Source organism: Streptomyces sp. ADI96-02 (assembly GCF_003846185.1).
Lineage (GTDB): Bacteria > Actinomycetota > Actinomycetes > Streptomycetales > Streptomycetaceae > Streptomyces.
The window spans coordinates 1,831,146-1,831,861 of the sequence record NZ_ML123034.1; the positions used below are offsets into that span (position 1 = coordinate 1,831,146).

The 716-nt window shown below is 68.9% G+C and carries 1 pseudogene; it reads left to right on the plus strand.

What is annotated here, in order from left to right:
* Positions 1 to 716: pseudogene (locus tag EES43_RS30530) on the plus strand (hypothetical protein); the annotation flags it as partial.

Genomic DNA, 716 nt, shown 5'->3' on the forward strand with positions numbered 1-716 from the left:
ACGGTGGACGCGGGCGGCCGGGAGACCACGATCCGGCACGACGCGTGGGGCCGGCCGGCGAAGGCCACCGCCTCGGACGGCACGGTCACCCTCAGTACCCACGACGACGTCGAGGGCACCACGACCGAGCAGACCGTACCTGCCGGGACCGACAAACCGGTCGTGACCAGCACCCAGCAGAACGACGATCGGGGCAACCCCGTACGCAGCGAGATCTCCTACGGTGACGGCACCCCCGGTGCGGTCACCGAGAAGGAGTTCGACGCTCTGGGCAAGCAGGTCAGTTCCGGGCAGAGCACCAGCCCGTTCACCACCGAGCGCGCGTACACGCCGTCAGGTCTGCCCGCGTCCGACACCCTCACCCCCAAGCAGTCCGGCACGGCCGAGAACACGAAGGCCGAGTACACGTTGGACGCGTTCGGGAACAAGACGCACAAGACGCTCACGAAGGGCGACGAATCCACGGAGGGCTGGAAGACGAAGTTCGACGCCGCCGGCCGGGAGACGCAGGTTTCCCTGCCGGGTGGTGGCGGGACGTCCGCCACGGCCTACAACCAGGTCAATGGGCTGGTGGAGTCGGTGGCGTTGCCGGACGGTTCGGTGGCGCATCAGCGCACCGACCGGGCGGGGCGAACGGTCGAGGCATGGACCTCGCCGAAGGACGACCCGGACACGAAGCAGGACCATGTACGCACGTCGTACGACCCGGTCACGGA